Origin of the sequence: Actinophytocola oryzae (assembly GCF_004364325.1) — a bacterium.
In the GTDB taxonomy this organism is placed as follows: Bacteria; Actinomycetota; Actinomycetes; order Mycobacteriales; family Pseudonocardiaceae; genus Actinophytocola; species Actinophytocola oryzae.
Window position 1 is genome coordinate 70,577 of sequence record NZ_SOCP01000004.1, and the last position, 23,091, is coordinate 93,667.

Genomic DNA, 23,091 nt, shown 5'->3' on the forward strand with positions numbered 1-23,091 from the left:
CCCTCAGGTCACAGGGAAGGGCTGAGCCACGCCGACAGCGCCGTCGGGCGGGGGGCTCGGCCCGTGAGCAGCCGAACCCGGCGGTGCACGGCCACGGTGACCTCCGGATGCGCCAGCAACGCGGTCGCGTTCCGGCCCTGTGCCCGCAGGGCCAGGCCGAGACCGACCCACGCCTGGCCGTCCTCAGGGTCGTCGTGGAGCCGGTTCTCGTAGGCCGTGGCCGCGCCCGCGTGGTCGCCGCCGCACAGCGCCGCGTCGGCACGGGGCGTCGTGCCGGGTAGCTCGGCCGGCACGCGTGCCAGTGCCGCGTACAGGTCCGGGTCGATGGCCCTGGCACGCAACAGGGCGTGCCGGTTCGCGGGCAGGCGGCGCTCGTCTCCGGTGACGACGTGTGAGCCGACCGCACGGGACGGTGGTGGGGCGCCGTCGCGCCAGGCGGTCGCCAACGCGGTGACCGCCTCGCCGTCGGGGCGGACGTGGCGCAACCGCCACAGTCCCTGGTGGTCGTCGAGCATCGTGGTGACCGTCCTGGCCAGCATCGTGGTCACCGGCGCCTGCTCACAGACCGCCAGCCGTGCCGAGACCGCTTCCACCAGTGCTTCGCCCGGCTGGGTCAGGTGGCCGCTCGCCGCGAGAGTGCCGAGCGCCCGCCGCACCTGTGCGCGCCGGTAGGCGATGTCGAACGCGATGCGGCGTGCCTCGTGAACCTGTGCCGTCGGCTCCTGCGCGAGCCAGAACTCGACGCCGCAGGTGAACGCGTACACGCCGTGCACGAGGCCGGCCAGGGGCCGCGGATCGTCGCGCCACGGGGCGAGGTAGCGCCCGCCGTCGTCCTCGACGAGCTTCACCAGGCCCATCAGGCCGTTCAGCTTCGAGTGCTGCAGCTCGTGCATGAGTGCCTCGGCGAACTCGGTCGCCGAGGCGTTCGCGGACATGCGCACGCCGCCGAACGCGGCCGGGGACGACGCGCCGATGGTGTCCGAGTCCGGCTCGATCGGCACGACCATGCGGAGTCCGGCGGCCAGCTCCCGCGCGTGCCGGGGATGGTCGAGGGTGAGGACGTCCCACGCCTCGTCGAGGAGCTTGTGCCATTCCGAGGACTCGGCGTCCGTGAGGACGACGGGTGGGACGGGGTCGCCGAAGCCGTGGTAGGCGTCCCTGTCCTCGACCCAGACGCACATCGTCACGCCGCGGCTGGTGTTCACGTGCCGCCTGGTCGGGGTGAAGGCGGGGTCCGTGCCGTCGAGCGGGATGGTGACGGCGCGGTTGACGTGGGCCCGCGAGCCGGCGCCCGCGCAGGCGACGTCCACCGAGCCGGACGGGAACGCTCCGGGGAGGCGCAGGTGCCCGACGGTGGGGAGGGAGACGAACCCGCGCCAGACCGGCACCCGAATCGTGCACTGGTAACCACATCTGATGGCGGCGGAGGCGGCGATCAGATGCAGGTAGCCGAGTTCCGCCCAGGGAGTGCCCCGGCCGGCACGCGTGTGGTGCAGTGCGCGGGTGAGCCAGACGCCGACCGTCGGGTACATGAGGATGTCGGCCACCACGTCGGCGTCCCTGCGCTCGGCCTCCGCGAGCACGCGCCACGCCTCCTCCGGCTGGACGCGGGTTCCCACCGTGGCGGGGTTCACCCGCAGCTGGTCCAGCAGGGCGCGGAAGGCCAGCCTGCGATGGCTGTGCTGTGAGTTCTCGAGTAACGCCATCGTGTCGCCGGTGATCGGGCCGGCGCACAACTGATCGAACGCAGCGCGAGTGAGTCGGTGCGTGGTCAGGGCTTCCCCCGAAAGGTCAGATACGGCTACCGGGTGGCGGGGCCTGCCCCTGGACCTCGGTTCCCGTCACGTGCTCGGCTGCCGCGTACATCCGTTCCAGGGCCGCTACCAGCGCCGATGTGTGGAGGGTGCGCAGCTCGGCCAGGGGGACAGCCGTCAGGTCGACCACTTGTGAGTCGAGATCAGCGTCTGTCAGGTTTGCCATGCCGCCTCCCCGAACTGCCACAGGTCTGAGCCAATAGTACCTGTTTTTCCACGGATTCCGGGGAGTCTCCGCGCACGCTCGGGTTGTCCCGTTTTTGTCGACTACGCGGACCGGCGGTGGGGTTCCCGGTCCGGGAGGGGGATTTCCGGGACCGCCGGGAAGAAGGCCAGTGTGTCCCTTGTGGACCCGAGGGTGAACAGCCTGCCGAACGCCCTGGCGACCGTGCTGGTCTCCGGCTGCCTGTCGGCCATGGTGGGGACGGCGACCCGGTCCGGCGCGTTGTTCCTGGTCATCCGGGTCAGTACCGCGTCGGGACCCAGCTCCACGAACGTTTCGACACCCCTGCCGGTCAGTGTCGCCAGCGTCTTCGTGAAGTGGACGGTTGATCTTGCCTGCGTGGCCCAGTGACGCGCGTCCGGCGTCTCCTCCTCGCCGGAAAGGGTGGAGATCAAGGGGATCACGGGGGTCCGGTGCGGGATCGTGTGCGCGATCGACTCGAGGCGCGCCAGCATCGGATCCATCTGGGGGGAGTGGAACGCGTGTGTCACCGGTATGCGCCTCGTCTTGCGGCCCCGGTCGGCCAGCTCCTCCGCCGCCGCCAGGGTCGCGGACGCCTCGCCGGACAGCACGAGCGTCGTCGGCCCGTTGACGGCCGCCACCGACACCGTCGGCGACAGCAGCGGGGCTATCTGCTCCACGGTCGCCTCGACCACCACCATCGCGCCGGTCCTCGGCAGCGCCTGCATCAGGCGGGCTCTCGCGGCCACCAGCTGCGCCGCGTCCGCGAGCGACCACACGCCTGCCGCGTACGCCGCCGCCAGCTCGCCTGCCGCGTGGCCCGCCACGTAGTCCGGGCGCACGCCCCACGACTCCAGCAGGCGCAACAGGGCCACCTGGACGGCGAACAACGCAGGCTGGGAGAACTCCGTGTCGTGCAACGCCTCCGTGTTCAGCACGTCGTTCAGTGGCGTCGGCAGGTGTGGGGCGAACGCGTCGCACGCCTCGTCGAACGCCGTCCTGAAGACGGGGAACCGCGCCGACAGCTCCGCGCCCATGCCGACGCGCTGGGCGCCCTGGCCGGTGAACAGGAACGCCACGCCTCCCGAACCGACCACTGTGGACGGTAGGGCACCCGCCGCCACCGCGCGGAGGCCGTCGGTCAGCTCCTCGCGGGTCGTGCCCGTTATCGCCGCCCGGTGCGGATACACGGGCCGCGCGGCCAGGGTTCTCGCTGTCGCCAGCACGTCGTGGTCACCCAGTGCCCGTGCCAGCCACGCCGCCTCCTCGCGCAGGGCCTGTTCGGTGGGTGCGGACAGGAGCCACGGGACCAGCTGGGGCTGTGGGGGAGCCTGCTCGACGACATCCACAGTGGACTGGAGGCTCTTTATCGCCTTCAGCGGCGGCAGCACTCCCAGTGCGGACAACAGGTGTTCGGCCAGCGCCGTCGGTGTCGGATGCACGGAGGTCAGTGTCGCGGGCAGGTCAAGTCCGGTCGCCGCGCACAGGCGGGTGCGGAAGCGGACCGTGGCCAGCCAGTCCAGGCCAAGCTCGCGGAACGACATGCCCCGTGCGACCGGCAGGCCCAGCACCCCGACCAGCTCGGCGCGCACCACGTCCAGCAGCACGCCGACGCGGTCCTGGGCCGACAGGACCCGCTCCTTCAACGACTCGCGTACCGCCTCCGCCGCCCGCGCGCCACGCAGACCCGCCACCACGCACGGCTCGGCCACCGCGAGTGCCGCGTCGACCACGGGCGTGCGCCAGGAGGGCGGGAGCGTCGTGAAGCCGTCGTGGTTCCACGTCACCGACACCGCGGGCAGCTCCAGGATCCTGCGGTGGCGCACCAACGCGTCGGCGACCGCGCTGGGGTGGCTGTTCAGCAGTACGAACGCCGACAGGTTGTGCGCCAGCGTCGTCTCGTGCAGGGTCCACGCCTCCCGCGCGGTCAGGTCCACCCCGACCACGCCGTCCACCAGGCGTTCCTCCAACGCCTCGGCGATCCCGGCCCGGTGCACCACGTCCACGCCGGGGACCTCGGGCGGGGACGCCGGACCCGTCAGGATCAGCTCACGCACGTCGTGGGCAGCCACCAGGTGGTACGCCAGCGACGGCTCGTCGCCCACCACGACCACCGTGCCGGACAGCGGGCGCCCCGCCGACGCCGACGGGACGGCCGTGTACGTCGGTCGCAGCAGCTCACCCGCACGCAGGGCGAGCTCTGGCTCGCCGGAGGCCACCGCCGCGACCAGTGCCGCGTCGGTCACCTTGTCGGCGTCCAGCAGGACGAGCCGGCCGGGGTGGCGGGACTGAGCCTGCCTGCCCAGGCTCCAGATGGCCGCCCCGTCCGGGTCGGGGGCGTAGCCGCCTGCGTGGACCGCGCCGTGCGTCAGCAGGACCAGGCGGATGTGCGTGTGCTCCGCGAGCCACGACCCGACCACCTCCGCCACCGTCGAGTGTCCGGCCTCGACGACGAAACCCGGCGCGTCGAGCCCGGCCGTCAGCTCGGCCGGGCCGGTGACCGCCCACCTGCCCGGCTCCCCGGTCACCTCGGGGAGCGGCTCCCAGTGCTGTGCGAAGAGCGTCTCGTGCGTGCCCGCGGCCACCCCGAGCAGGCGTGCGGGCAGGCCGGGAAGTCGGTGCCGCAGTGGTGAACCCGTCGCCGTGCGCGGGATCGCGCGGACGCCGTAGAGCTCCGCGGGCACCGCGGCGGCGGTCAGCGCGGTGCGGCACGCGGTGAACAGGTCTCCCGCGTCCACGTCGTCCGCGACCACGTACGCGACCGGGCCGTGGGCGATCGCGGCGTCGCGGACGCCGGGCACCGAGCGCAGGGCCGCGTCCACCTCCTCGAGGCGGACCACCTCGTCGCCGACGTTGATCAGGTCCGCGACGCGGCCGGTGACCGTCAGGCGTTCCAGCTCGTCGCGCGTGCCGAGGTCGCCGGTCTGGTACCAGCCACCCGTGGTCACGGTCGGGCCGCTGACCAGGATCTCGCCGTCGTCCGCGACGGCGACCCGGACGCCGGGGATCGGCACCAGGCCGTCGTTGCCCGGTCTGCTCATCGCCACCGGGCCGGCCGTCTCGGTGATCGTGTACACGGTCAGCAGCGGGAACCGCGAGTCGGCGCGGCCGGAGCCGACCAGCAGCCCGAACCGGACGCTCTGGGTCAGGCGTCGCAGCTCGGCGAACATCATCGCGTTCGCGGCGATCACCGTGCTCTGCTGCTCGGCGAGGGCGTGGCGGACCTCGGTGCTGTTGCGGCCTGCGGCAAGCCAGACCGTGACGCCGGTCGCGAGCGCCGCGAACACGTGCGCGGGCCCGCAGTGCAGCGGCAGTGTCCACAGCAGACGGTCCTTCGCGGACAGCACGTCCCCGTACGAGCCGAGTGCCGCCCACAGCAGGTTCCGCTGTGTGGTGGGCACTCCTCGGCGTGGACCGGTCACCCCGGCCGTGTGGCACAGGAAGGACACGCCGTCGAGGTCGGCGCCGTCGCGCGCGGCCGACACCGGGTCGGTCGTCGCCAGCATCTCGTAGTCGAGTGCCGCGCCGTCGTACGGTCCGTCCACGATGAGCGTCCTCGGCGAGACGCGGCGCGCGCAGGCGGCGTCGGTGATCACCGTGGTGGCGCGGGCGTCCGCGACGAGCCTGGCCAGCTCGGCGTCGTCGACCGTCGCGTCGAGCGGGACGGCCACGGCGCCGGCCCGCACCGTGGCCACCACGCTCTCCACACCCGCCACGCCGTCCAGTAGGACCACGACCCGGTCCGCTGGGCGGACCCCCAGGTCCGCGAGGTGTCCTGCCAACCGTTCGGTGCGTGCCGCCAGCTCGGCGTGGGTCACCTCGCGCCGCACATCGGCGAAGGCGATGCCCGCGCGGCTCGCCCCTGCCCGGACCATGTCGGGCAGGGGCACGAGCCGGTCGGTGCGCACCGGTCAGGCCGCTACGGCGGTGACCTGGATGGCCGCGTCGTGTTCGAGGATGCGCTGCTGCAGCTCCCGCAGCTCCCGGCCAGGCTCGAGGCCCAGGCCGTCGATCAGCGCCTCGCGGGTGCGCCGGTACACCCGCAGCGCGTCCGCCTGCCGCCCGGACCGGTACAGCGCCAACATGAACTGCAGGCACAGCCGCTCACGCAGTGGCTCGGTCGCGGTCAGCACCTCCAGTTCCGGGGTGATCTCGCGGTGTCGCCCGCACACCAGCTCGGCGTCGAGGCGGTCCTCGAGCGCGGACAGCCGCTCGTCCTCGATGGCCGCGAGCTCCGACCACCCGATGCCGGTCTCGACGAGGTCGGCGAGTGCGCGGCCGCGCCACATGGACAGGGCGTCACGCAACAGCTCGACGCCGTGGCTCGGCATGCCGTCGGTGATGGCCGCCCGGCCCTCCCGCACGAGCGCGCGGAAGCGGAACAGGTCGACGTCGTCGGTGGCGACGCGCAGCTGGTAGCCGGGGGCGTGTGTCAGCAGCTCCGGCGCGTTCGGGTCGTTGGCCAGCATCCTGCGGATGCCCGACACCGCGTTCTGGACCATCTTCCTGGCCGTGGGCGGCGGGTTGCCCTCCCACATCGCGGCCAGGATCTGGCTGGTCGGCACGACCTTGTTGGCGTGCAGCACGAGGTAGCCGAGGATCGCCCGCTGCTTGACCCCGCCCAGCTCCTGCTGGACGCCATCCGCGGTGACCTCGGTCGAACCGAGAACAGAGAACTGCATGGGTCTCACTCCGAGTTGGAACCGTGGACCGAGTACCGGTCGGCACAGAGCGTCGCACCGCAGGTCACTGCCCGGGAACCCCCAGGTCACGAATCATGATTTCCTCACGGTAACCGATGACGGGCGCACGAGTGAACGATTCACCAGGCGCCGGTGAGAAATCCTGGACCGATCGATGAGCCGCGACCTTGCCGGTGTGCGGGGCGATGACCGACATTTGAGCCAACCGAAACGCACCAGGGTCCGGCCCACCGCCGGGGCGGGGCAACGCGCCGGCGGTGGTGCCAACGAACAGCAGCAACAGCGGGAAGACGTTCCTCCCAAGGCAGCCGCTACCACCAGGCGGCTGCCTCACCCTGTCTCCACATTTGATTCCGTGCTGGTCATCCGTCTGTCCACGGGGCGGTAATCGCAGGCTGGTGCGGTAACGTCCTCCGGCTGGTTCTCGTGGCCCGTGCGCTCACCCCCACTTATTGTCGCAGGAAGGCACGGATCAAGCCGATAGTCCACATGGGACGGGAATTATGAAGACGTTGACGAAGCTCGGGGCGTTCGCGCTCGCCCTTGTGCTGGTGTTCGGGAGCGCCTACGTCGTCGGCAGGATCGTCGGTCCGCCACCGGCCGCGGCGGCCCCGGTCGCCGCGGAGGTGGAGCCGGCCGCCAGCGGCCTGGAGGTCGTCGGGGAGAGCATGCAGATCAAGGTGCTCACCGACTCGGTCCAGGCCGGTGTCCCGGTGACGTTCGCCTTCCAGATCCTGCAGTACGACGGCACGCCGCTGATGAAGTACAAGCCACAGCACGACAAGCTGCTGCACATGATCGTCGCGCGGCGCGACCTCACCAACTTCCAGCACGTGCACCCCAACCTGGGGCCCGACGGCGTGTGGCGGGTGCCGCTGACCTTCGCCGAGGCGGGCGAGTACAAGGTGTTCGCGGACTTCTTCCCGCTGTGGGGCATCCACAACTCGGTCGTCGCACAGGACATCTCGGTGGCTGGCAACTTCCAGCCGCACGCGCTGCCCGCGCCGTCGAACACGACGACCGTCGACGGCTACACGGCCACGATGAAGGGCACGCTGACCGCGGGCAAGATGGGCAACCTGAAGATCAGCATCGCCAAGGACGGCAAGCCGGTCACCGACCTGGAGCCCTACCTGGCCGCGTACGGCCACCTGGTCGTGCTGCGGGACGGCGACCTCGCCTACCTCCACGTGCATCCGACGGGCACGCCAGGTGACGGCAGGACGAAGCCGGGGCCGGACATCGACTTCATGGCGACGCCGCCGACCTACGGCGCCTACCGGTTCTTCCTGGACTTCCAGCACGGCGGCGTCGTGCACACCGCGGTGTTCACGGTGAACGTCGGCGGCAAGAACCCGCCGCCGCACGGCCTGGACGAGGCCACCTACGAGGCGATCAAGGCCGCGAACGAGAAGGCCGCGCTCTCGGGCGGCACTCCGGCGGCAGCCGGTGGTTCTTCGGGAGGGACGTCGCATGGCCACTGACGACCGGTGCGAGCTGCTGATCGGCGGCATGACGTGCGCGTCGTGTGCCGCGCGGATCGAGGAGCACCTCAACGAGCTGGACGGCGTGGCGGCCTCGGTCAACTACGCCACCGAGAAGGCGAAGGTCACCCTCGCCGGTGACGTCTCGGCGCAGCAGGTGATCGCTGCCGTCGAGGAGATCGGCTACACCGCGAAGCCGGTGGTCAAGGAGACCACGACGTCCACCGTGGACCCCGGCACCGACGAGGAGGCACGGCACGACGCCGAGCTGAGGTCCGCCCGCAACCGGGTGTGGATCGTCGCGGTGCTGGCCGTCCCGGTCATCGCGATGTCCATGTGGGAAAGACTGCAGTTCGACTACTGGCAGTGGGCCTGCCTCGCGCTGTGCGGCCCGGTGGTCGTGTGGGGCGCGTGGCCGTTCCACCGGGCTGCCTTCGGCAACCTGCGCCACGGCGCCGCGACGATGGACACGCTGGTCTCGGTCGGCACGCTGTCGGCGCTGTCCTGGTCGCTCTACACGTTGTTCCTCGGCGAGGCCGGCATGCCCGGCATGCGCCACCCGTTCCGCATCACGATCGAGCGGACCGACGGCACCGCGAACATGTACCTCGAGGTCGCCGCGGGCGTGACGCTGTTCATCCTCTGTGGACGGTACTTCGAGGCACGCGCGAAGCGCCGCTCCGGCGCCGCCCTGCGTGCCCTGCTCTCCCTCGGTGCCAAGGAAGTCGCGGTGCTGCGGGACGGCGTCGAGGTGACCGTGCCGGTGGCCGAGCTGGCCGAGGGCGACCGGTTCGTGGTGCGGCCTGGGGAGAAGGTCGCGACCGACGGGGTGGTGGAGGAGGGTTCCTCGGCCGTCGACGCGAGCATGCTCACCGGCGAGTCCGTCCCGGTCGAGGTCGGGCCGGGTGACGAGGTGGTCGGCGCGACGGTGAACGTCGGCGGCCGGCTCGTGGTGCGTGCCACGCGGGTCGGCGAGGAGACGCAGCTCGCGCAGATGGCGCGGCTCGTCGAGGAGGCGCAGACCGGCAAGGCGGAGGTGCAGCGGCTCGCGGACCGGGTGTCCGGGATCTTCGTGCCGTTCGTCATCCTGCTGTCGCTCGCCACGCTCGGCTTCTGGCTCGGCTCGGACCAGCCACCCGCCGCCGCGTTCACGGCCGCGGTGGCGGTGCTGATCGTCGCCTGCCCGTGCGCGCTCGGCCTTGCCACACCGACCGCGCTGCTCGTCGGCACTGGCCGGGGCGCTCAGCTCGGCATCCTCATCAAGGGCCCGCAGGTGCTCGAGTCGACGAGGACCGTGGACACGGTGGTGCTCGACAAGACCGGCACCGTCACCACCGGGCAGATGTCGCTGGTCGACGTCGTGCCCGCGGCCGGGGTCAAGGGCGTCGAGCTGCTGCGGCTGGCCGGCGCGCTGGAACACGCGTCGGAGCACCCGATCGCGCGGGCCATCGCGGCGGGCGCCAGGGAGCGGGTCGGTGAGCTGCCCACCGTGGACGGTTTCACGAACGAGGCGGGGCTCGGTGTGCGCGGCACGGTCGGCGGCCACGAGGTGATCGTCGGCCGCACGTCGTTGCTGGCCGGGTGGGCCGACTCGCTGCCCTCGGAGCTGGCAGGGGCGAAGGCGGAGGCCGACGCGGCGGGCCGCACGTCGGTGACGGTCGGCTGGGACGGCGAGATCCGCGGTCTGCTGGTCGTGTCCGACACGGTGAAGCCGACCAGTGCCCAGGCCGTCCGGCAGCTCAGGAAGCTCGGGCTCACCCCGATCCTGCTCACCGGCGACAACGAGGCGGCGGCGCGGGCGGTCGCGGCGGAGGTCGGCATCACCGAGGTGATCGCCGAGGTCCTGCCCTCGGAGAAGGTCGCCGAGGTGAAACGCCTGCAGGAGGGGAAGAAGGTCGTCGCGATGGTCGGTGACGGCGTCAACGACGCCGCCGCGCTCGCGCAGGCCGACCTCGGCATCGCGATGGGCACCGGCACCGACGTGGCCATCGAGGCGAGCGACCTGACGCTCGTGCGCGGCGACCTTCGCGTCGTGGCGGACGCGATCCGGTTGGCCCGCAGGACACTCGGCACGATCAGGGGCAACCTGTTCTGGGCCTTCGCCTACAACGTGGCGGCCATCCCGCTCGCGTCGAGCGGGTTGCTCAACCCGATGCTGGCCGGGCTGATCATGGCGGGCAGCTCGGTGTTCGTGGTGTCGAACAGCCTGCGGCTGCGGCGGTTCAGGGCACTGGCCGAGAACGAGCCACCGCGTGCCACCGGACAGGCGGCGGAGGTCGAACCGAAGGCGATGGTGACGGCCTCGTAACCCGGACACGGTCGAGCGGGTGGGATGTCGGGGTCCCACCCGCCTCGGCCTTCCACAGTGGACTGATGGCATGCGACACGAGGAACTTCTGAATGAGAATCACCGCGCAGGCAGGACAGGAGCTCGGCGTCACCGTCGAGGGGTTTGCCGCCGGTAGCGCGTCGGCGGCGGACATCGCGGCGCTGAAGGAGGCGGTCTACACCAGCAAGATCGCCGTCCTGAAGGACCAGGACCTCACACCACGGCGGTTCCTGGCGCTCGGCAGAAGTCTCGGTCGCGAGGTGGAGCACTTCGACCCTGCCTACGACCACTCAGGCTCGTTCTGGCACTCCGACTACCAGCTCATGACCGAGCCGTACGACTTCGGCATGGTCTACCCGAAGGTGGTGCCGATCTACTTCATCGACACCGCGGCCGCCTACAAGCGCCTGTCGATGAGCCTGAAGCAGGCGGTGAGCGGCGCGATCGCGACGCACAGCCTGCTGCGCCACGTCCGGTTCGAGCCGGAGGACCTCGACCGGGCGCTCCCGGACATCGTCGAGCAGGTCAACGGCAGGAACCCGCCGCTGACGGTCCCGGCGGCGGTCACCCACCCGAGGACGGGGGAGACCCTGCTGCACGTCAGCGAGGGCTTCACGCTGGCGGTGCGGGACGCGGACGGCGAGGACCGCCCGGACCTGCTCGCGGCGCTGCTCGAGGCGTCCGGCCAGCTCGACCAGACCTACCGGCACGAGAACATCCACGTCCAGACGTTCGAGAAGGGTGACCTGCTCGTCTGGGACAACCGCAGCCTGATCCACCGCGCGCCGCTCACCGCGACGCCAGAGCCTGCCCTGTCCGTCTACGACGGCTAGTCCGGATTGGACGGTCAAGACACATGCGTGACGCGATGCCGCTCGGCGCGGCCCAGGAGGGGATCTGGACCGGTCAGGAGTTCGACCGGGACAGCCCCGCCTTCAACACGGCCGAGTACGTGGAGATCCACGGCCCGGTCGACGTCGTCCTGCTCGAGGCGGCCATCCGCCGGGCCGTCGCCGAGACGGACTCGGTGCACTCGGTGTTCGGCACGGACGAGGAAGGCCACGTCTGGCAACGGCTTGCGCCCGACTCCTCGTGGCCGGTGCACGTCGTCGACGTCCAGGACGAGCCGGACCCCCATGCCGCCGCGACGAAGTGGATGCGGGCGGACCTGTCCGTGGCCGTGGACCTGCGCCGTGACCGCCTGTTCTGCCACGCGGTGTTCCTCCTCGGGCCCGACCACGTCCTGTGGTACCACCGGGTGCACCACATCGCGCTCGACGGGTACGGCCTCTCGCTCGTCGCGCGCCGGGTCGCCGAGGTTTACACGGCGCTCGCCGAGGACCGCGAGCCGCCTGCCCATCCGTTCGGGTCACTGGAGAGCGTGGTCCGCGAGGATCAGTCCTATCTGGACTCGGAGAAGTACGCCGCCGCCCGCGACTACTGGGTCGGCATGGCCGAGGGACGGCCCGTGCCCGTGGTGCTGTCGCGCGATCCGGGCAGGCTCGCGCGGTCGGTGATCCGGGTCAGCGCCGAGTTCGACGACGCCATCCCGGCGCTCAAGGCCGTCGCCGCCCAGGCGCGTGCCATGTGGACGGAGACGCTCGCCGCCGCGTTCGCGGCCTACCTGCACCGGATGACCGGCACCGACGAGGCCGTGCTCGCGCTGCCGGTGATGGTGCGCCTCGGGTCGGTGTCGGTGCGGGTGCCGTGCATGGTCACGAACGTCGTGCCGCTGTGGGTGAGCACGCCGCCCGGGATCACGTTCACCGAGCTGACCGGCCAGGTCTCCGCCCAGCTGCGCGACGGCAGGCCACACCTGCGCTACCGGTACGAGCAGCTGCGCCGCGACCTCAGGCTGGTCGCCAATGAGCGCAAGCTCTTCGGCCCCTCGGTCAACATCATGCCGTTCGACTACCGGCTGCGCTTCGCGGGCACGCCCGGTGTGGTGCACAACGTGAGCGCGGGCCTGGTCGAGGACATGGTCGTGCACATCTACGACCGCGCGGACGGCCACGGGCTGCGGATCGTCCTCGACGCCAACCCGAACTCCTACGACCCGGACGAGCTGAAGACGCACCTCGACCGGTTCATGACCTTCCTCGGGCGCGTCACGAGCGAGCCGAACGTGCCGGTCACGGACATCGACCTGCTGCTGGACGGCGAACGCGAGCTGCTCCTGGAGACGTGGAACGACACGGACAGGCCCCTGCCGGCGGTGACCGTGCCGGACCTCCTCGCCGCACAGGCGAAGGCGACCCCGGACCGCACGGCACTCGTGGCCTGCGACGCGGCGCTGACCTTCACCGAGCTGGCGGGCAGGGTGAACCGGCTCGCGCGGTGGCTCGTCGAGCGTGGCGCCGGGCCGGGCACCTACGTCGCGCTACTGCTGCCGAGGACCTCCGACGCGATCGTCGCGTTGTTGGCCGTGCTCAGGTCCGGCGCCGCGTACGTACCGGTCGACCCCGACTACCCGGCCAGGCGCATCGAGGCCATCATCGCCGACAGCGGACCGGTGCTGGTGCTCGACGAGCTGCCCGCGCTGGACCGGTCGTCCGATGTGGACACTCCGGGAACCGGTCCGGGACCACGGGACGCGGCCTGCCTCATCTACACGTCCGGGTCGACCGGCACGCCCAAGGGTGTCGTGATCGAGCACCGCGGCCTGGTGAACCTCTTCCACCACCACCGGGACACGCTCATCCGCCCCAATGCGGGCGGAAGGGCACGCAGGGCCGCCCTGTCCGCGTCGCTGTCGTTCGACACCTCATGGGAGGGCCTGCTCTGGCTGCTCGACGGCCATGAGCTGCACTTCATCGACGACGAGCTGCGCCGTCAGCCGACCGAGCTCCTGGCGTACGTGTCCGACAACGAGATCGACTTCATGGACATCACCCCGACCTATGCCGAGGAGCTGGTGTCGGAAGGCTTCCTCGACGCGCCACGCAGACCGGCGGTGCTGGCTCTCGGCGGCGAGGCGACCGGACCCGCGCTGTGGACCACGTTGCGGGACGCGGGCATGACCGTCTACAACCTGTACGGCCCGACCGAGTGCACAGTGGACACGCTGTGGTGCCGGCTCGACGAGAGCGCGGAGCCGATCGTCGGCCGCCCGCTCGCCAACACCCGCGCGTACGTGCTCGACGGCGACCGGCGGCTCGTCCCGCCCGGTGTGGTCGGCGAGCTGTACTTCGCGGGCGCACCCGTCGCCCGCGGCTACCACGACCGCCCGGAGCTGACCGAGGAACGCTTCCCGGACGACCCGTTCCACGCCGGGAAGATGTACCGCACCGGGGACCTCGCCCGTTGGCGCCCGGACGGCACGCTCGAGTTCCTCGGCCGCGCCGACGACCAGGTCAAGATCCGCGGCTTCCGCATCGAACTCGGTGAGATCGAGGCAGCGCTGACCGGCCACCCGGACATCGCGCAGGCGGCCGTGATACCCCGCGAGGACACTCCCGGGCAGCCGCGGCTCGTCGGCTACGCGGTGCCGGTCTCGACGGTGCCGGAACCCGCGGACCTGCGCCACTACCTCGCCGAACGCCTGCCGGACTACATGGTCCCGCCCGTCTACGTCACGCTCGAGCGCATTCCGCGCACCACCAACGGGAAGCTCGACCGCGCTGCGCTGCCCGCGCCGGAGTCGACCGCGGTCTCCGGCCGGGCACCGCGGGACCACCGCGAGGCGGTCCTCTGTGGACTGTTCGCCGAGCTGCTCGGCATCGACGAGGTCGGCATCGACGACGACTTCTTCTCCCTCGGCGGCCACTCCCTGCTCGTCGCCAAGCTGATCAACCGCGTCAGGGGGGAGTTCGGCGTCAGGATCGGCATCCGCACGGTCTTCGAGGCGCCCACGGCCGCGCGGCTCGCCGTCGCCATCGGCGGAGACGGCGACGAGGACGGCGACGAGGACCGTGTGCTGCTGCCGTTGCGTGCCGACGGCATCGAACCTCCCCTGTTCTGTGTCGCGCCCGCCACCGGCCTCGCACTCGCCTACACCGGCCTGCTCGCCGCACTTCCCGGCCGCCCGGTGTACGGCCTGCAGCTCGTCGGCGTGCGGACCACGACCGTGGCCGACCTCGCCGCGAGCTTCGTCGCCCGCGTGCGGGAGATCCAGCCGGCAGGCCCCTACCACCTGCTCGGCGCGTCCTTCGGCGGGCTGGTCGCCCACGAGATGGCCGCACAGCTGCAGGAGGCCGGTGAGCAGGTCGTACTCGTGGCGCTGCTCGACTCGTACCCCTTCCCGGCGGCGTGGCGGGACCGGCCCCCGCTCACCGAGAGCGAGGTCGCCGCCGAGCTGGCGGGCCTTGACCCCGACCAGATCGCCCTGGCCTACCAGACCTTCACGCACCACTCCCGCCTCGGCGCCGAGTGGACGCCGCGCCGGATCGTCGGCGACGTGCTGCTCTTCGAGGCCACCGAGGACAAGACCCCCGACTGGCCAGGCCCCGACACCTGGTCGTCGCATGTGGACGGACAGGTCGACGTACACCGGATCCCGTGCAGCCACAACGCGATGACCAGTGCCGAACCACTCGCCAGGATCGCCGCGGCCATCGCGGCACGCGCGGCGGGAACTAGTCAACACAGGAGTGTGCCGTGATCGGTAAACGGGAGTGGCTCGGCCTCATCGCGGTGCTGGCCGCCACCTTCATGACGCAGGTCGACGGGTTCGTGGTCAACGTGGCCAGTCCCTCGATCCAGGACGACCTCGACGCGGGCTTCGACCAGATCCAGCTCGTCGGCGCCGCGTACGTGATCGCCTTCGGTGCGCTGATGGTCACCGGCGCGCGCCTCGGCGACCGGGTCGGCCACCGGTCCGTGTTCCTGTGGGGCGTGGCGGGGTTCACGATCACGTCCCTCCTCTGTGGACTAGCGCCCAGCGCGGAGCTGCTGGTTACCGCGCGGTTCCTGCAGGGCGCCACGGCGGCTTTCATGGCACCGCAGGTTCTCGCTATCATCCGCGCCACGGTCCTCGACGCCGAGGCACGTGCGAAGGTGCTCGGTGTCTACGGCGTCGTCATCGGTCTCGGTGTGATCACCGGGATCGCGGGCGGCGGCGTACTCGTGGACCTCGACGTCGCGGGGCTCGGCTGGCGCCCGGTCCTGCTCGTCAACGTGCCGGTCGGGCTGGTCGTGCTCGTCCTGACCGCACTGCTGCCGAAGGGTGAGGCGGTCAGGTCACGACGTCTCGACCTCGTCGGCGCACTGCTGACCACCGTGGGGCTGCCCGCCCTGCTGGTGGCGTTGATCCTCGGGCCGGGCGACAGGTGGTGGCTGTGGCTCGGCCTGGGGCTCGCGCTCGCTGTGTTCGCGATCTTGGCCGCACAGCAGCGTGAGCTGCACAAAGGTGGTGGCGACCCGCTGTTCCCGCCGCGGGTCGTCACCGCCCCGGGCATGCGCCTGTCCCTGTTGACGGTGCTGTCCTTCTTCGCCACGAGCGCGGGCCTCTACCTGGTGTACACGTACTACCTGCAGACCGGCCTGCGCATCGACCCCGCGACGGCCGGGCTCATGTTCGTGCCACTGGGGTTCACCTTCGCACTCGGCTCGGCCGTGTGCCGCAGGCTCGGTCACCGGGTCATGATGCCCCTGCCCGTCGCGGGCACCGCCCTCGTCGCGACCGTGCTGTACGCGGGTGCGCTCGTCGTCCAGCTGCCGGAGGGTGTCCAGCCGCCGCTGCTCGTGGCCATGATCTCGATCGTCGGCTTCGGCCAGGGACTCGTCGTCGCGCCGCTCGTGGCCGGGATCCTCAGCAGGGTCGCCCCGGCCGAGGCGGGTGCCGCGTCGGGCATGGCCACGACGGTCACGCAGGTCGGTCTCGCACTCGGTGTCGCGGCGGCAGGCGTCTGCTACCGCACGGTCCTCGGCGCGACCCCCGGTGACGCAGGCGTGCCCTTCGCCGACCACGCGCGGGCCTTCACCTTCGCCGCGCTGCTGCTCGCGGCCCTCGCCACGACCACGAGCCTGCTCAGCGCGCGGCTGCACAGGCAGCCGGTCCAGGAGCTCGCCGACGCCGCGGCGCCGGTGCCACAGAAGGAAGCGGTCTCGACCGCAACCAACTAAGGGAGAAGAAACCCATGAAGGTCAAGCACATCGCCGCCGCGGCGGCGGCGGTCGTCTGCCTCGCCGCCACGGCGTGCAGCGCGGCGACGACGAGCGCCGACCCGACCAGTGGTGCGCCAACGGCGGGTTACCCGGTGACGATCAGGAACTGCGGCAAGGAGTACACGTTCAAGGAGGCCCCGAAGCGGGTGGTCGTGATGAACGGCGGCTCGGTCGCCGAGGTGTCCGCCCTGCTGGAGCTGGGACTCGGCGACAGGATCGTCGCCAACGCGCAGTCGTACGGCGCCTCCGAGGTGCCCGGCCGCGCCGCCGCCATCGCGAAGCTGCCGACCGGTGACATCAAGCTCAACGACATGATGGACATCCCGCGCGAGGCCATGATCGGGCTGGCGCCGGACTTCGTGATCTCCACCTACAACGGCGGGTTCCGCGCCGAGGCGGGCTTCGCCACCCGCGAGGACCTGGCCGCCGTCGGCGCCAACACCTACGCGCCGGAGAGCAGCTGCGGCGAGGTCAGCACGGTCAGCGGCACACCGTCCATAGAGGACAGCTACACACTGCTGCGTGACCTCGGCAGGATCTTCGGGGTCAGCGAGAAGGCCGAGAAGGTCATCGCCGACTCGAAGAACGAGATCGCCGACATCCAGGCGAAGGTCGGGAACCTGCCGAAGAAGAAGGCGATGCTGATCATCCCGGGCATGGCCATGGGCAGCGAGTTCAGCTCGGTCGGCGGCACCGCCATCTGGAACGACATCATGGCGAAGGCCGGCGTCGACAACGTGTTCGCCACGGCGAGCGATCAGATGTTCGCCAACCCCTCGCGTGAGCAGGTGGCGAAGGCGGACGTCGAGGTGCTGGTCGTCGTCGACTACATGTCCGAGGACCCGGACGCCGACGCGGCCAAGCTGTTCGGCGAGTTCCCGCAGTGGGACGCGGCGAAGAAGAAGTCCTACGTCGTGCTGTCCGACTCGATCTACCTCGGCCCCAGCAACGACATCGCGGTGGACAAGATCGCACACGTCGCCCACGAAGAGGCGTTCTAAGTCATGACCACGGTGCGTGAACTGCCGGTCACGCGGAAGCCGAGGGCTTCCGCGCGGCCTGCGCCGTTGCACGGCGTGCCGCTCTCGGTGTGCCTGCTCGTCCTCGGCGGTCTGCTGGTCCTCGCCATCCTCGCGGCGGCCGCGGTCGGCTCGGTCTCGGTGTCGCTCGGTGACAGCTGGCGGATCGTGTGGGCGCACCTCACCGGCGGCCAGTCCGGGGTCGAGCGGGCGTACGACCAGATCGTGTGGAACTTCCGGATCCCGAGGGTCCTGCTCGCCGCGCTGTGCGGTGCCGGGCTCGCGGTGGCCGGTGTGGTGCTCCAGGCGCTGGTGTCCAACCCGCTCGCCGACCCGTTCATCCTCGGCGTGTCCGCGGGCGGCTCGGTCGGTGCGGTCATCGTGATGGCGCTCGGCGCGAGCGCGCTCGGCGGCCTGGGGGTGTCGAGCGCGGCCTTCCTCGGCTCGATGCTCGCGGTCGCGCTCGTGTTCCTGCTCGGACAGCAGGGCGGACGCCTCAACCCGGTCCGGCTCGTGCTCGCGGGCGTGGCGATCAGCTACGTGTTCACCTCGATCACGAGCTACCTCCAGCTGCAGACCGAGCCGAACAACATGCGACAGATCATGTTCTGGCTGCTGGGCAGCGTGTCCGGGGCGCACTGGGAGCAACTGCACGTGGCGGGCGTCGTGGTGATCGCGGTGACCGTCCTGCTGACCTTCTACGGCCGCCAGCTCAACGCGCTGGTGACCGGCGACGAGTCGGCGACCGCGCTCGGCATCGACGTGAAGCGGCTGCGGATCGTCCTGATCATCCTGACGTCGCTGCTCGCGGGCGTGCTCATCGCGGTGGCGGGCGGCATCGGCTTCGTCGGCCTGATGGTGCCCCACCTCGTGCGCCTCGCGTTCGGGGTCGACCACCGCAGGCTGCTCCCGCTCGCGGCCCTGGTCGGCGCCATGTACCTGGTGGTCGTCGACCTGCTGTCCAGGACCCTCGACCCGCCGAACGAGCTGCCGCTCAACATCCTGACCGCCGTTTTCGGCGTGCCGTTCTTCATCTGGCTCATGCGCCGGGACAGGAGCTTGTCCGCGTCATGAAACTCGAAGTGTGCAACGTGAGTGTCGCAATCGGCGGCACCCCGATCCTCCACGACGTCAGCCTCGACGTCGCGCCAGGGGAGTTCGTCGGGTTGATCGGACCCAACGGCAGCGGCAAGTCGACGCTGCTGCGGACCATCTACCGGTCCGTACGGCCGAGTGGGGGCACCGTGCTGCTCGGCGGCGCGGACGTGTGGTCCCTCTCCGCGCGGACGGCTGCCCGGCGCACGGCGGCGGTACTGCAGAACAGCCCGACGCCACCGGGCCTGACCGTGCACGAGGTCGCGGCGCTCGGCCGCACACCGCACAAGGGCATGTTCGACCGGGAGACCGCGGCCGACCGCGAGATCGTGGTCGACTCGCTCGAGCGGACCGGCATGCTCGGCTACGCAGAGCGGATCTACGGCTCGCTGTCCGGCGGTGAGCGTCAGCGGGTGCTGCTGGCCAGGGCGCTGGTGCAGGAGCCGGAGCTGCTCGTGCTGGACGAGCCGACCAACCACCTCGACATCCGGGCCAGGTTCGAGCTGCTGGAGCTGGTGCACACGGTCGGGGTGACCACGCTCGCCGTGCTGCACGACCTGGACCTCGCCGCCCGCAGCTGCGACCGGCTGACGGTGCTCGACTCCGGCCGGGTCGTGGCGACCGGACCGGTGTTGGACGCCCTCACGCCGGAGGTGCTTTCGGACGTCTTCGGGGTGACGGCGGTGACTGAACGCCACCAGGACGGCATCGTCCGCGTCACGTACGGTGCCCGGCCGCTGGCCAGGGCGAGCTGAGGGAATTCATCGTCATGATTCGAACATGTCGAACCGACGGACACCCCGCCGGTTCGACATTTTTCAACACCTCGACGTCACCGTTTACGGCGGTTCGCGAGCTGGACGACAACCCGTATCGTCCTACGTCTCAGGCGCTCTTGGCCGTTCTGGTCTCGTGAATTACCACACTTGCCGAGTCGCGGTTATCCTCCGGCTCTCCCGGGAGGCGGAGCCGGTTCGCGGCGGGCTTCGACGGGCTGGGTCCCCGGTCCTGCGGCGGGGTCCTGCCGAGCACCACGGCGAGTGCGAGGCCTGCCGTGGCGAGCACCAGTGACGCGATGCCCGCCGGGTTCGTGCCACCCGCGACCTCGCCCAGCGCGAGCAGTGCGACCAGGGTGCCGAGCAGGGGGAGCAGGGTGGTGACGGACAGCCGCCGCGCGGCGGCCGTCACGAGGGCGACACCGAGTGCGACCTGCCACGCACCCGTCTCGTACGCGGTCCCCGCGAGGGTGGCCAGACCGGTGCCGCACTGCAGGACGCCGACCGCGCCGAGCGCGACACGCACCAGGAAAGGGCGTTCCACGCGGGGTGGGACGCGGGCCAGCACGGCGTCGGAGACGTCCGGCCAGGCCACCACCGCGGAGGTCCTGGTGCGCCGCGTGATGAGCGCCGCGGCGTCGTACCAGTAGCGGCAGTCGGTGCAGTGGTCGAGGTGCGCGTCGGTCGGATGGTCCGCGGCGCCCTCCTCGTCGTCAAGGCGTGCGCTCAGGGCTTCTCGGAAGTCTTCGCAGTCCACGAACTAGTAGTCGGAAATTCGCGCCACCTGGTTCCAACACATTCTTGAATTTCGGGATGAGTCTCACTCGACCCCCACTCGACCGTCCGTTCCGCGGTCGATTCCGGAGCTACCCTGATTATTATGTCGGATTCAGGGGACGAGGTCACCGACTTAGCCGTCGCGGCGGGTCGGGGCGACCGGGACGCGGCGAGCGCGTTGATCCGCGCCACGCAGCGTGACGTATGGCGCTTCCTGCTCTACCTGGTCGGGCACGGCGACGCGGAGGACCTCACGCGGGAGACCTTCGTCCGCGCGTTGCGCGGTGCGCGCCGGTTCGGCGCTCGTGACACCGGACGGACCTGGCTGCTCGCCATCGCGCGCGGGGTCGCCGCCGACCACCTGCGTACCGCCGCGAGCCGGCCGCACATCGCCGCTGACCAGGAGCGGTACCGTGCCGCCGAGGAGGTCGCAGCCCGCCAACTGCCAGGTCCCGACGACACGGTCGCGATCAACGATGCGGTCCGCAACCTGCCACCCGACCGGCGCGACGCCTTCGTGCTCACCCAGGTGCTCGGCCTCGGCTACCCCGACGCGGCGCGGGTGTGTGACTGTCCGGTGGGGACGATCCGCTCCCGCGTGGCCCGTGCCAGGCAGGACCTCGTCACGGCGCTCGCCGCGTCGCTGCGGCCGGCGAGCCGCCAGGCTCAGCGCCGTTAGACCGAAAAGCGGAATGGACTTCGCGCAGTAAGAAATTCACCCGAGCGCCGCGAACCTGGTGTAATCTGCTCATGGCGGATCGTTCATTTGCGGAATGTATTGCGGTGAGCGTGCCGGTGGCGGCTACCCGTGGCTCGACCGGGGTGGCCGGACGGCCGGCCACAAGTGAACAAGCGAGACACACACTCAAGGTATCGGGCGGAGTTACAGGGGTGAGAGTCGTGTCTGTTTCTGTGGTGCCTGCGATCGGGTGGCCGAGTAGATGGCGTGCGTGGTGCGCGCCTCACTTACGCACGCGCTGGACGCCTTGAGCCGGTGCCGGAGCCCGTCTCGTGAGCTCTCCCAGCACGCCTGGCCACTTAGGGGACATAGGACCGACCTCCTCGCCGAGGCTTGCGGTCGGTGTGGTGACCGCTGTCTTCGTCAGCATCAGCCTGATCGGCTTCCTTCGGGTGTCACTGCTGCCGGACGTGGGCGCTGGTGCCCTCCTGCTCTCCTTCGTGTGCGTCTTCGTGCTCCTGCTCGTACAGCTGCTCTGGTACACGCGGGACAACGACAGACTCCGAAGCCCGCTCGGCTACGCGGTTCTCGGCACGCAGGCCCTGCTCGGCTACCTGCCGATGCTGGTGTTCGGGGAGGCGTGGGTCGGCATGCCCGGCTTCTTCGCGGGCAGCCTGCTCCTGGTGCTGCGCCCGTTCCTCGCGTGGCCCGCCTTCGGCGTCGTCGTGGCGAGTACCGCGTCGGCACAGTGGGTGTTCACCGCCACGCTCGTGGAGGCGCTGTACGCGGCGATCTTCACGGTCACGACCGGCCTGGTGGTCTACGGCCTCTCCCGGCTGTCCGCGCTCGTCGCCGAGGTTCGGACGAGCCGCGCCGAGAACGCGCGGCTCGCGGTGCTGCGTGAACGGTTGCGGTTCGCGCGGGACCTGCACGACCTGCTCGGGTACAGCCTGTCGGCGATCACACTGAAAATCGAGCTGACCCATCGGCTGATGGAAAGCGCGCCGCAGGCGGCATCCGACCAGCTGCTCGAGGTACTCGAGATCTCGCGGCTCGCGATGTCCGACGCCCGCATGGTCGCGACCGGCTACCGCGAGATGTCGCTCGAGGAGGAGTGCCGCTCGGCGATGTCGGTGCTCGCGGCGGCGGAAGTCGCGGTCCGGCTGGAGAGCGACCACATCGACCTACCGGTCCAGGTGAGCACCGTGCTGGCGACCGTGCTGCGCGAAGGTGTCACAAACCTCTTGCGACACAGCAAAGCCAAGCACTGTGCGATCACTATTCGTCAGGACGAGGACCGCGCGTCGATCGAGATCCTCAACGACGCGCTGCCCGCGCGGCAGGACGACCGGGAGCAGCAGGGCGTCGGTGGACTGCACAACCTTTCCGTGCGTGCCAAGGAGGCGGGCGGCACCATCACCGTGGTACACGGGCCCAATGTGTTCCGACTGAGGGCCGAGGTGCCGTTGCGCATGGCGCGACACGCCGTCGCGGGCACGCAGACCACGCGGGGTTCAGAGCCAGCCGGCGTCCCTCGCGATGCGGATGGCGTCGACACGGTTGCGAGCCGCGAGCTTGCCGATGATCGTGGTGAGGTAGTTCCGGACGGTGCCGACTGACAGGAACATCTTCGACGCGATGTCGACTGCCTGCAGTCCTTCGGAGGTGAGGCGAAGGACCTCCGTCTCACGTGCCGTGAGTGGTGACTCCGCACTGTCCCATGCGGACATCGCCAGCTGGCTGTCCACCACACGACGGCCCGCGGCGACGTTGCGGATCGCGTCCGCGAGCTGTGCCGCCGGCGCGTCCTTGAGCATGAAACCCGTTACCTTGGCCGAAAGCGCCCTGCGGAGGTTGCCCGGCCTGGACAGTCCCGTGAGGATGAGCGTTCGGATGCCGGGGAGCGCCTCGTGGAGCTCGACGACGGCGGTGAGACCGTCCTTGCCGGGCAGGTCGATGTCCAGGACCGCCACGTCCGGCCGAACCTTCTGCGCCGTCGGCACGATGTCGTTGCCGTTGGCCACTTCCGCGACGACCTCGATGTCCGGCTCGAGGTTGAGCAGCGCGACGAGGGCGCCCCGGACCATGTGCATGTCTTCGGCAAGCATCACTTTGATCATTCGGCG

At 70.7% G+C, this 23,091-nt stretch carries 16 protein-coding genes; 10 read left to right on the forward strand and 6 right to left on the reverse strand.

Going from position 1 to position 23,091, the window contains the following annotated elements; translation table 11 throughout:
- Positions 1–8: 8 nt before the first annotated feature.
- The 4 genes from CLV71_RS11285 to CLV71_RS11300 form a co-directional block, all read right to left on the reverse strand.
- Positions 9–1,706, reverse strand: coding sequence for an HEXXH motif domain-containing protein (locus CLV71_RS11285; protein WP_133902647.1), 1,698 nt, complete (start codon positions 1,704–1,706; stop codon positions 9–11).
- Between the two features lie 85 nt (positions 1,707–1,791).
- Entirely contained in the window at positions 1,792–1,980 is a 189-nt protein-coding gene (gene fxsA / locus CLV71_RS11290; protein WP_133902648.1) for an FxSxx-COOH cyclophane-containing RiPP peptide, read from the reverse strand.
- A 101-nt stretch (positions 1,981–2,081) separates the two neighbouring features.
- The gene (locus CLV71_RS11295) at positions 2,082–5,906 is read right to left on the reverse strand and encodes an acyltransferase domain-containing protein (protein WP_133902649.1); all 3,825 of its coding nucleotides are present in this window, start codon (positions 5,904–5,906) and stop codon (positions 2,082–2,084) included.
- Positions 5,907–5,909: 3 nt separating this feature from the next.
- Entirely contained in the window at positions 5,910–6,680 is a 771-nt protein-coding gene (locus tag CLV71_RS11300; protein WP_133902650.1) for an AfsR/SARP family transcriptional regulator, read from the reverse strand.
- Positions 6,681–7,204: 524 nt separating this feature from the next.
- On the opposite strand from CLV71_RS11300, the gene CLV71_RS11305 reads away from it, so the two are divergent.
- The 8 genes from CLV71_RS11305 to CLV71_RS11340 all read left to right on the forward strand — a co-directional run bounded on the left by CLV71_RS11305 (position 7,205) and on the right by CLV71_RS11340 (position 19,488).
- Positions 7,205–8,185, forward strand: coding sequence for a hypothetical protein (locus CLV71_RS11305; protein ID WP_133902651.1), 981 nt, complete (start codon positions 7,205–7,207; stop codon positions 8,183–8,185).
- Positions 8,175–10,493, forward strand: a complete 2,319-nt coding sequence (locus CLV71_RS11310) for a heavy metal translocating P-type ATPase (RefSeq protein ID WP_133902652.1) — start codon at positions 8,175–8,177, stop codon at positions 10,491–10,493. Before CLV71_RS11305 ends, CLV71_RS11310 begins: the two co-directional genes overlap by 11 nt.
- Before the next feature lie 92 nt (positions 10,494–10,585).
- On the forward strand, positions 10,586–11,347 hold the full coding sequence (locus CLV71_RS11315) for a TauD/TfdA dioxygenase family protein (RefSeq protein WP_133902653.1): 762 nt from the start codon (positions 10,586–10,588) through the stop codon (positions 11,345–11,347).
- Between the two features lie 23 nt (positions 11,348–11,370).
- The gene (locus CLV71_RS11320) at positions 11,371–15,114 is read left to right on the forward strand and encodes a non-ribosomal peptide synthetase (protein WP_133902654.1); all 3,744 of its coding nucleotides are present in this window, start codon (positions 11,371–11,373) and stop codon (positions 15,112–15,114) included.
- Complete coding sequence (locus CLV71_RS11325) at positions 15,111–16,577, forward strand: MFS transporter (protein WP_133902655.1); 1,467 nt, start codon at positions 15,111–15,113, stop codon at positions 16,575–16,577. The genes CLV71_RS11320 and CLV71_RS11325 overlap by 4 nt, the downstream gene beginning before the upstream one ends.
- A gap of 14 nt (positions 16,578–16,591) precedes the next feature.
- Complete coding sequence (locus CLV71_RS11330) at positions 16,592–17,620, forward strand: ABC transporter substrate-binding protein (protein WP_133902656.1); 1,029 nt, start codon at positions 16,592–16,594, stop codon at positions 17,618–17,620.
- Positions 17,621–17,623: 3 nt separating this feature from the next.
- Complete coding sequence (locus CLV71_RS11335) at positions 17,624–18,712, forward strand: FecCD family ABC transporter permease (RefSeq protein WP_133902657.1); 1,089 nt, start codon at positions 17,624–17,626, stop codon at positions 18,710–18,712.
- A gap of 17 nt (positions 18,713–18,729) precedes the next feature.
- Entirely contained in the window at positions 18,730–19,488 is a 759-nt protein-coding gene (locus tag CLV71_RS11340) for an ABC transporter ATP-binding protein (protein ID WP_208297520.1), read from the forward strand.
- A gap of 130 nt (positions 19,489–19,618) precedes the next feature.
- Here the strand turns inward: CLV71_RS11340 and CLV71_RS11345 are convergent, their stop codons facing one another.
- Positions 19,619–20,266 (reverse strand): hypothetical protein, encoded by a 648-nt coding sequence (locus CLV71_RS11345; RefSeq protein ID WP_133902659.1) that lies wholly within the window; start codon positions 20,264–20,266, stop codon positions 19,619–19,621.
- A gap of 123 nt (positions 20,267–20,389) precedes the next feature.
- Here CLV71_RS11345 and CLV71_RS11350 point away from each other — a divergent pair, with 123 nt between their 5' ends.
- Positions 20,390–20,965 carry a sigma-70 family RNA polymerase sigma factor gene (locus CLV71_RS11350; RefSeq protein ID WP_133902660.1) on the forward strand — a complete coding sequence of 192 codons (576 nt, stop codon included), beginning with the start codon at positions 20,390–20,392 and terminating at the stop codon, positions 20,963–20,965.
- A gap of 407 nt (positions 20,966–21,372) precedes the next feature.
- The gene (locus CLV71_RS11355) at positions 21,373–22,584 is read left to right on the forward strand and encodes a sensor histidine kinase (RefSeq protein WP_133902661.1); all 1,212 of its coding nucleotides are present in this window, start codon (positions 21,373–21,375) and stop codon (positions 22,582–22,584) included.
- Here CLV71_RS11355 and CLV71_RS11360 read toward each other — a convergent pair.
- Positions 22,480–23,085, reverse strand: coding sequence for a response regulator transcription factor (locus CLV71_RS11360; protein WP_133902662.1), 606 nt, complete (start codon positions 23,083–23,085; stop codon positions 22,480–22,482). The genes CLV71_RS11355 and CLV71_RS11360 overlap by 105 nt on opposite strands.
- Positions 23,086–23,091 lie beyond the last annotated feature (6 nt).